The organism is Chryseobacterium sp. YIM B08800 (assembly GCF_026163565.1).
GTDB lineage: Bacteria > Bacteroidota > Bacteroidia > Flavobacteriales > Weeksellaceae > Chryseobacterium.
In genome coordinates, this window is record NZ_JAPDKN010000035.1 from 1 (window position 1) to 9,576 (window position 9,576).

Sequence of the window (9,576 nt, forward strand, 5' to 3'; positions counted from 1 at the left end):
TTTTTTAAGAATTTAATATACAATTCAAAGAATCTACAAAAGGGTGATTTTATTTCTTCCTAATTTCAATTTACCGGTATCTTCAAGCTGTTTTAAAAGCCTGGAAACCACAACTCTTGCAGTTCCAAGCTCATTGGCAAGCTGCTCATGAGTCGTGATAATGGTCTTAGATTGGGAAATCTCAGTTTTTTTGATGAGAAGATTCAATAATCTTTCGTCTACTTTTTTAAAGGCGATGGCATTGATAATATCCAATAATTCTTCGAAACGTTTGTGGTATAATCTGAAAATATAATCCAGCCATTCAGGATATTCTTTGATGAAAAGCGCAACTTTATCTACGGGTAAAAACAAAATTTCGGTATCTTCCTCCACTTCAGCCTTTACAATACTTTTTTCATTATGCATACCACCAAGAAAAGACATGATACAGCTTTCACCCGCCTGAATATAGTAAAGCAGAATTTCGCGACCGTCTTCTTCAGTTCTAATCACTTTAATCATCCCTTTCATCACAATTGGAATCGCACGAATAGACGAGTTTTCATCTAAAATAATATCTCCTTCTTTATAGGTTTTCTTATTTCCGTTGAGATATAATTTTTCTACTAATTCCGGTGATGATGTAAATTCTGATGAAAGGACTGAATTTTCCATGATTAAAAAAAATGATTACTAATTTACACCAATTTCGTCAACAAAAAGCCACGCTTTTGAGTCTGCTCCAGGATTTCCGGCAGGAATAATCCCCGCATTTTCAATCTTAATTTTAATGAATTTCGAATTCTGGTTTCCCACTTTTAGATTGATTTTTCCTTTGGATTTAAGAATTTCATCTTTACCAATTTCTTTAATGGTTTTAAAGTTTTTTCCGTCATCAGAAACAGAAATTTCGGCTGATTTTGCCAAGTGAATCCAGCTTCCTTTGTTATCTAAAGTATTAAAATAAACTTCAGAAAATTTTGTTTTTTCACCTAAATCAATCGTTGCGACAACATCTTTTCCCTGAAAACCAAGCCACGTTTTACCCAATTGTTTCACATTTCCAACAATTCCGTCAACTAATGTAAAAGCACCACCAAATGAATAATTTTCGCTTGGCTGATGTTCTAAAGTAATTGCTTTTCCTGTTGTTTTAGAAGGAGTAAAATCTTGAGATGAAATAGCACTTTTCAATATTCCATTTTCAAAATAAGCAGATTTTACCGTCATTTTTTCAGAAACAGGAATCGGATTTTGATAAGTTGCAGAAGTTGATTTTGGGTTGCTTCCGTCCATTGTATATTTAATTCCGTTTGGATTTTGTGAAGTTGAAAGTTCGTATGAAGCTCCATTTTTATTAGGAATTACCTTTCCGCCAATATTATAAATACTTTTCGCATAATTGATGTTCATTTTATCTAAAATTTTAAAATGCTCCACCACTCTGTTTTCAAATTGTTTATAATTTTTTGGATTTGAACTTCCCCAACCGACTTCAGAAAGCGCAAATAATCTCGGGAAAATCATATATTGCACCTGTTTGAAATCAAGGATATATTCCGTCCACAAATTAGCCTGAACTCCCAAAATATATTTCGACTGTTCCGAATTTAATTCAGAAGGAATCGGGTTGTAAGAATACACTTTTTCTAATGGTGTAAAACCTCCAAAAGCATTCGGTTCGGTTTGCGGATCACCCTGATAATGGTCAAAATAACAATAAGATCCCGGTGTCATCACCGCAAAATGATTGCTTTTTGCTGCTTCAATTCCACCTTTAATACCTGTCCAACTCATTACCGCGGCATTTGGAGCCAATCCGCCTTCTAAAATCTCATCCCAAGCAATTATTTTTCTTCCTTTAGAATTAACATATTTTTCAATTCTTTGGATGAAATAGCTTTGTAAACCGTGTTCATCTTTCAGATTGTTTTTCTTAATTAATTCCTGACAATGTGCACATTCTTTCCATCTCGTTTTAGGACATTCGTCACCACCGATGTGAATATATTGCGAAGGGAAAAGTGTCATTACTTCATCTAAAACATTTTCTAAAAACGTAAAAGTTTCGTCTTTCGGGCAGAAAACATCATCAAAAACACCCCATTTTGTAGCCGATTCAAAAGGACCTTTTGTACAAGCCAACTCTGGATAAGCAGAAAGTGCAGCCAAAGCATGACCCGGCATTTCTATTTCGGGAACTACTGTGATGTGTCTTTCCGTAGCATATTTTACTACTTCTTTAATTTGATCTTGGGTATAAAAATACGGACCGTAAGGTTTTCCGTCGAAAGTATCGTCGACATATGCTCCAATCATCGATTCTTTACGTTTTGAGCCAATTTGTGTGAGCTTTGGATATTTTTTAATTTCAATTCTCCAACCCTGATCATCCGTTAAATGCCAATGAAAAGTATTCAATTTGTACATCGCTAAATAATCAATGTACTGCTTAACTTCATCAACGGTGAAGAAATGACGGCAAACATCGAGGTGCATTCCGCGCCATGCGAATTTTGGAGAATCTTCAATTTTCAGAGCAGGAATTTTTCCATTTTCAGAAGTTTGAATAAGCTGAAGTAAAGTTTGAATCCCGTGAAACAATCCCGATTTATCTTTTCCAGTGACAGAGATAAGATCTGCTGTTACTTCAATTTCGTAATCGTTCTTTAATTCTTTTTTTAGGTTTAAAAAGATAACGTTATCACCATCACCTCGATTATTTTTTGATAAATCATAACCTTTAATTTTATTTAAAGATTTTAAAAAAAATTGGTTTTCAAAAGATTGATCTACTCCTTTTACAACAGTCTGGTTATTAATATTAAATTCTCCTTTTTGAAACTCAACTTTTTGAGGGTAAGGAATTAAATTTAATTGAGTTTGGGAAAAAAAGAATCCCGAAAATAGGATAGAAAATAGAAGTAAAAAACGTTTCATTTCTGATTTTGATTTGAGTTTAGCGAATATAATTATTTTCTAAGGATTTTTCTGATGGTTATTGATAAATATAATGTGTCGCTCCTATGGAGCTCAAACTTATGTGCTTGGATTCTGCTACAAAGGTTAAGCTCCTCCGGAGCTTTTTAAACGAAGCGGAAATCCTTTAAATAAATTTCCACAAAATTATTTTTCTAAAGAATGCTTTAGTTGAAAATCTCGTCTCCTATTAAAATTAACTCTCATCATTTAACTATTTCAGCTTTAAAACATCTAATTTTGTATAAAATAAAAACGATGAGAAAAACTATTTTTTTAGCAGCTGGATTATTATTTTCAGTTTCTACACAGGCACAAATTTTAGATATCATTAAATCTACAGTTAAAAATCAAACCGGTGTTGATTTAAGTAATCCAAAAACGACCCCAATAACTGCTCCCGTAAATACTCAGCAAACACCAACAAAAAATACTTCGTCCATCAATTTAGGAAGCCTGACTTCAACCCAAATTTCATCTGGATTAAAAGAAGCTTTAAATTTGGGTGTAACGGAAGGTGTAAAAAAACTGGGAGTAACCGATGGTTTTCTTAAAAATGAAGCAGTAAAAATTTTAATGCCCGAAAAATTAAGAGTGATTGACACCAAACTTCGTGCATTCGGATTGGGTAGTTTAGCCGATCAGGGAGTAAAGTTACTCAACAGGGCAGCTGAAGATGCGGTTACAGAATCTGCTCCGATCTTTACAAAGGCGATAACCTCGATGACAATTACCGATGCTAAAAATATTTTGTTGGGAGGCGATAATGCAGCAACCAATTATTTACAAACAAAAACGCAATCTCAACTTTTCACCGCTTTTCAACCAAAAGTAAAAGCTTCTTTAGGAAAAGTAGGTGCCGATAAAGTATGGACTAATTTGATTTCAAAATACAATACTTTAACCGGACAAGCTGTTTCGACAGATTTAAATGAATATGTAACCAACGAAACCATTAACGGCGTTTTTAAAATGGTTGCCGAAAAAGAAAGCGGCATCAGAAATAATTCTGTGATGAGAACGACGAGTATTTTACAGAAGGTTTTTGGGGCACAGGATGGTAAATAGTTTCGTTCATTTTGCCTTGATGCAAAACGAACCAAAAAATCAAGACTGGAAACTCCGGCTAAAAATCGTCAAAAATTCCTAAAAAATCTAAACTTGCGCGGATTTTAGATTTGTTCATTTAAGATTGATTTTTCCCGCGCTTCGAACAGTAGATTTTTCTTAACGGAATTTTTAAAGATTTTCTTAACGCCTCCGTTTCCTAAGTCGTTTAGTTACTCAAAAAACAAAACCTTGTCGGTGTGACAAGGTTTTTGCTTTATTTAAAATTGCATTTCAGGAATTTCTCCTTCAATGATTAAATCTGCTTCTGTGGATTTTATAATGTGTTCTACAGATACTCCGGGAGCTCTTTCAACTAATTTGAAACCAGCCGGAGTTACATCTAAAACCGCTAATTCTGTAACTACTTTTTTCACACAGTTAATTCCGGTTAAAGGAAGTGAACATTTTTTAAGGATTTTGCTTTCTCCAGCTTTATTAACGTGCATCATTGCAACAATAATATTTTCTGCAGAAGCTACCAAATCCATTGCGCCTCCCATTCCTTTCACCATTTTTCCCGGAATTTTCCAGTTGGCAATGTCTCCGTTTTCTGAAACTTCCATTGCTCCAAGGATGGTTAAATCTACTTTTTGGCTTCTGATCATCCCAAAACTGAATGCAGAATCGAAAAATGATCCGCCATCAAGAATGGTAATGGTCTGTTTTCCGGCGTTGATGATATCGGCATCTTCCTCTCCTTCAAAAGGAAATGGGCCCATTCCTAAAACTCCGTTTTCGCTTTGAAACTCTACTGAAAGATTATCAGGAACGTAATTGGCAACCAATGTTGGAATTCCGATTCCTAAGTTTACATAATATCCGTCTTTTACTTCTTTTGAAATTCTTTGTGCAATTTGTTCTTTAGTTAGCATAGCATAATCTTATCCTGCCAAATTAGCCATTTTTTCAGAATTACGAAAATACTTTCTTATCCTATGATAAATTTTACTTCTCAAATTGTCGTAAATTTGTGGGCTTTTAATTTTACAAATGAAAATTCTATTAAATTATTTAAAACCATATAAATGGCTGATTATAGCTTCACTGTTGTTAGCTTCTATCAATCAGGTCTTTTCACTATTTGCGCCTGCCATAACGGGGAATATATTAGATAAGTTGGTTAACCAGCCAAATTATTTTGATAAAGAAAAACTGATTCCAAGAACTCTGAATGAATATCTCTACGGAACCGATATTTATCACGGTGTATTTTATTTTTTGGGGCTGTTGATTGGTACAGCAATGATCAGCCGAATTGCGAAAGCTTTTCAGGATTATGTAGTGAGCGTCATTATTCAAAAATTTGGTGCTAAGATTTTCACTGATGGTTTACAACATTCTATGAGATTGCCTTTTCAGGAATTTGAAGATCAGAGAAGTGGCGAAACGCTTTCTATTTTAACTAAAGTGCGAGAAGATTCTGTAAAGTTTATCAATAATTTCATTAATGTATTTTTTGGAATATTGGTTAGCATTATTTTCGTTTCTGTATATGCAATTCGTTTACACTGGTCGATCATGCCGGTTTATGTCGTTGGAATTATTCTTATTGCTGTTGTAACCAATTTATTGAGTAAAAGAATTAAAACCATTCAAAAAAATATAGTTACTGAAACGACAGCTTTGGCCGGAAGTACTACAGAAAGCCTTAGAAATATTGAGATCGTAAAAAGTTTGGGATTGACCAATCAGGAAGTGGAACGTTTGAATAACAACACTTACAAAATCCTGAATCTGGAGTTGAGAAAAGTAAAAAGCATCCGTTCACTAAGCTTCGTACAGGGAACATTGGTAAATTTTTTACAACAAGTCATTACTTTCACTTTATTATTATTGATTTTTAAGAATATCGTAACTCCGGGGCAATATTTATCATTGATGTTTTACGGATTCTTTATTTTTGGACCGATGCAGGAAATCGGAAATATCATTATTTCTTATCGTGAAGCAGAAGCGTCTCTTCAGAATTTTGATAGAGTAATGAAAAAAGAAGTCGAGCCTAAACCTTTAAACCCGAAAAAGATCGGAGCAATTGAAGAGTTAGAATTCAAAAAAGTTTCTTTTCAACATCAGTCTGCTCACTATAAAGCGCTTAATTCTATTTCATTTGATGTGAAAAATGGTGAAACGATTGCTTTTGTAGGACCAAGTGGATCAGGAAAAAGTACTTTGGTAAAATTACTCGTCGGATTATACAGACCACAGGAAGGAAGTATTTTCTATAATAATGTCAACGGAAAAGAATTTGATTTTGATGAATTGAGAAATCAGATCGGTTTTGTAACACAGGACACACAGCTTTTTGCAGGAACAATAAGAGAAAATCTTTTGTTTGTAAACCCTTCTGCAACGGAAGAAGATCTACAATTGGCTTTAAAAAAATCAAGCTGCTCCGCTCTTTTAGAACGTGCTGAAAAAGGAATTGAAACCATAATTGGTGAAGGCGGATTAAAATTAAGCGGTGGTGAAAAACAGAGAATAGCCATTGCAAGAGCTTTATTGAGAAAACCTCATCTTCTTATTTTTGATGAAGCAACTTCTGCATTAGACAGTATTACTGAAGAAGAAATTACAACTACAATTAAAGAAATTTCTAAAGAAAAAGAACAGATCACCGTTTTGATCGCGCACCGATTAAGTACGATCATGCATGCCGACAGAATTTATGTTTTAGAACGCGGACAAGTCATCGAAACAGGTTCTCATTTACAATTAATTGAAGAAAAAGGATTGTACTATGCGATGTGGAGACAGCAGATCGGGGAAAGGAAAGCGACAGAATTACCTTTGGCTTAAAAACTCTACGAAAAACATGTAACACATCGGTAACATGAGTTTAAATTTAATATGTTGAGAATATTTAGATAAGCTTAAAAAATATTATCTTTATAATTTTTTATTTCAACATAGTGTGTTTTTTTATTATTTTTAAATTGTTTTAAACTTAAAAATAATTTGAATGAAAAAACTTCTATTTGCTCTTATTCTGATGATTTCAAATTTGATTTTTGCGCAAGAATCAAAGGAAAGCAATTGGATTTTGAAACTAAACGCTACTCAATTAGTCGATGCCGTTTCTTATCCTACTTTACAAATTTCTGCTGAAAGAAAAATCAATCCATATTTCAGCGTGAATGCAGAATTTGGATATCAATTGTATGATTTTAGCAAAGCAGATACTATATTATTAAAGTCTAAAGGTTTTAAAACTGATCTTGAAGGAAGAGTTTATTTATTCAAATTGCTCAATTCAAGGATCGAGTCTAAACGAAATGAGTTTTACGTCGGATTACAATTGTTTTACAGAGAAAATGAAGGTACAAATTCCGTAGATTTTTCGCCAAAGAGTGATGAAACAAAGTTCTACACAGATAATTTTGGAACTAAAAGAACTGCAAAAGGTTTTAATATTACTTTCGGAAATCAAATTTCAATGTCAAAAAAAATTATTCTAGAACCTTATATTGGATTGGGAATGATGAATAGAAAAATTAACAACAGCGATATTGAGTATGACGAAATAAAAGATACCCGAAATGGAACAGGCTTAAAACCACTTTTTCAAAAATTGAATTTAGAAGAAAGCTCAGGAAATTTTTTTAATTTTTGTTTTGGATTGAGAGTTGGATATAGCTTGTAAAGGATGGAAGTTGGAAGTTTATTATGTTTGAAATAGAGATTCTTCATTACGCTTCGCTTCATTCAGAATGACAATTGGATTACAAAATAATACCCCGAAAGTTGATTTCGGGGTATTATTTTTTAGAAACTGTTTAAAAAATTAATCTTTTTTTCTAACCGTTCTTTGTTCTATTCTTTTTTCAAAATTTTCACCTTGAAAGATTCTTTGAATCATAATTCCCGGAATGTGAATTTGGTTTGGATCTAATTCTCCCGGCTCTACCAATTCTTCTACTTCAGCAATGGTAATTTTCCCGGCTCCCGCCATTGGATGATTGAAGTTTCTTGCTGAACCTTTAAATATCAAGTTTCCTGCGTGATCACCTTTCCAGGCTTTTACGATTGAATAATCTGCTTCGTAAGCGTGTTCCAAAATATGTGGCTTTCCTTTGAAATCTTTTACTTCTTTACCTTCTGCAACTTCAGTTCCGAAACCTGCAGGAGTATAAAATGCAGGAATTCCGGCTTGAGCAGCGCGACATTTTTCTGCTAAAGTTCCTTGTGGCGTTAGTTCAACGTCTAATTCGCCTGATAACATTTGTCTTTCAAACTCAGCATTTTCTCCTACATACGAAGAGATCATCTTTTTGATTTGCTTTTTCTGCAACAATAAACCTAAACCGAAATCATCAACTCCGGCATTGTTTGAAATACAGGTAAGGTCTTTTACATCGCTTTCTACCAAAGCTTTGATTGAATTTTCGGGGATCCCGCACAAGCCAAATCCGCCCAACATTAAGGTCATTCCGTCCTGAATTCCTTCAATCGCTTCTGCGGCATTTTTTACTCTTTTATCTATCATTGTAATGCGTAAAATTTTGTGGTCTGAAATTACAATTTTTTTGGGAATTTTCTAATTTTTGTAATGTTTTGATTTGAAGCCCGGTTTTTGCGTGAGGGATGGAAGCGACATCCTTTTTTTTTGATGGAAAAATGCGGCTGCAAAAAAAGATACAGCGGACAGCCCGACCCGAGTGAGGAAATGGAGCGAAGCGGAATGACCGAGCGAGGGACACGCCATAATCGTGTTGGAGAGCTTTGGTGCTGGAGCGTTTTTGAATGTGCCTACTTTATATTTGAGAATAAATTAAAATTCCTAAAAAATATTTCGTAAAGTATTGGCGGACAGAAAAAATTGTTTTATTTTTGCAATCTGTTATTCAACCTCTGACGAAGTCCGTGTAAGTTGCTTAGCTTGACAAAAAATTTTTATTATAAAAATGGATTTATTAAAGTACGTACAAGACAAGTACATTACAAAAAAAGAATTCCCTGAATTCAAAGCTGGTGATACAATCACTGTGTATTACGAGATTAAGGAAGGTCAAAAAACAAGAACTCAGTTCTTTAAAGGAACTGTTATCCAATTAAGAGGAACAGGTTCTACAAAGACTTTTACAATCAGAAAAATGAGTGGTGATGTAGGTGTAGAGAGAGTTTTCCCTATCAACATGCCTGCTCTTCAAAAAATCGAAGTTGACAGAAGAGGTAGAGTTAGAAGATCTAGAATCTACTACTTCAGAGATCTTAGAGGTAAAAAAGCGAGAATTAAAGACGCTGCTTACAAGAAGAAATAATTCAGACAACAACACATACGAAAAGAGACTGCTAATTTTTAGCGGTCTCTTTTTATTTTTGTCGTTGCGAGAAGCGAAGCGACGAAGCAATCTCAATTATGATTTAGATTGCACATTAATTATTTTTTTAAGGAGCTATTTCCTGCTTTTCACTATATCTTTTTCGCCAACACTTTTTTAAGCCATTTCAGAAAAAGGATGTCGTTGCAATGGTAAGTTTGTATTAAGAAAGACAGATTTATAAATT

The 9,576-nt window shown here is 33.9% G+C and carries 8 protein-coding genes; 4 read left to right on the forward strand and 4 right to left on the reverse strand.

Annotated features, from left to right (window positions below; genetic code table 11):
- Positions 1 to 33: 33 nt before the first annotated feature.
- Together OEW74_RS13855 and OEW74_RS13860 are read right to left on the reverse strand one after the other, a co-directional pair.
- Entirely contained in the window at positions 34 to 657 is a 624-nt protein-coding gene (locus OEW74_RS13855) for a Crp/Fnr family transcriptional regulator (RefSeq protein WP_265429043.1), read from the reverse strand.
- Positions 658 to 675: 18 nt separating this feature from the next.
- Positions 676 to 2,922, reverse strand: a complete 2,247-nt coding sequence (locus OEW74_RS13860) for a family 20 glycosylhydrolase (protein ID WP_265429044.1) — start codon at positions 2,920 to 2,922, stop codon at positions 676 to 678.
- 297 nt (positions 2,923 to 3,219) lie between these two features.
- Between OEW74_RS13860 and OEW74_RS13865 the strand changes: the two genes are divergently transcribed.
- On the forward strand, positions 3,220 to 4,029 hold the full coding sequence (locus OEW74_RS13865; protein ID WP_265429045.1) for a DUF4197 domain-containing protein: 810 nt from the start codon (positions 3,220 to 3,222) through the stop codon (positions 4,027 to 4,029).
- Positions 4,030 to 4,289: 260 nt separating this feature from the next.
- Here the strand turns inward: OEW74_RS13865 and OEW74_RS13870 are convergent, their stop codons facing one another.
- Entirely contained in the window at positions 4,290 to 4,943 is a 654-nt protein-coding gene (locus OEW74_RS13870; RefSeq protein ID WP_066678629.1) for a CoA transferase subunit B, read from the reverse strand.
- A gap of 118 nt (positions 4,944 to 5,061) precedes the next feature.
- Here OEW74_RS13870 and OEW74_RS13875 point away from each other — a divergent pair, with 118 nt between their 5' ends.
- On the forward strand, positions 5,062 to 6,867 hold the full coding sequence (locus OEW74_RS13875; protein ID WP_265429046.1) for an ABC transporter ATP-binding protein: 1,806 nt from the start codon (positions 5,062 to 5,064) through the stop codon (positions 6,865 to 6,867).
- A 163-nt stretch (positions 6,868 to 7,030) separates the two neighbouring features.
- On the forward strand, positions 7,031 to 7,711 hold the full coding sequence (locus OEW74_RS13880; RefSeq protein ID WP_265429047.1) for a DUF3575 domain-containing protein: 681 nt from the start codon (positions 7,031 to 7,033) through the stop codon (positions 7,709 to 7,711).
- 141 nt (positions 7,712 to 7,852) lie between these two features.
- On the opposite strand, the gene OEW74_RS13885 is transcribed toward OEW74_RS13880, so the two are convergent.
- A complete protein-coding gene (locus OEW74_RS13885) occupies positions 7,853 to 8,554 on the reverse strand; it encodes a CoA transferase subunit A (RefSeq protein WP_265429048.1) in 702 nt (233 codons plus the stop codon).
- Positions 8,555 to 8,972: 418 nt separating this feature from the next.
- Here OEW74_RS13885 and rplS point away from each other — a divergent pair, with 418 nt between their 5' ends.
- Complete coding sequence (rplS, locus tag OEW74_RS13890) at positions 8,973 to 9,329, forward strand: 50S ribosomal protein L19 (RefSeq protein WP_034709455.1); 357 nt, start codon at positions 8,973 to 8,975, stop codon at positions 9,327 to 9,329.
- The last annotated feature ends 247 nt before the right edge of the window (positions 9,330 to 9,576 follow it).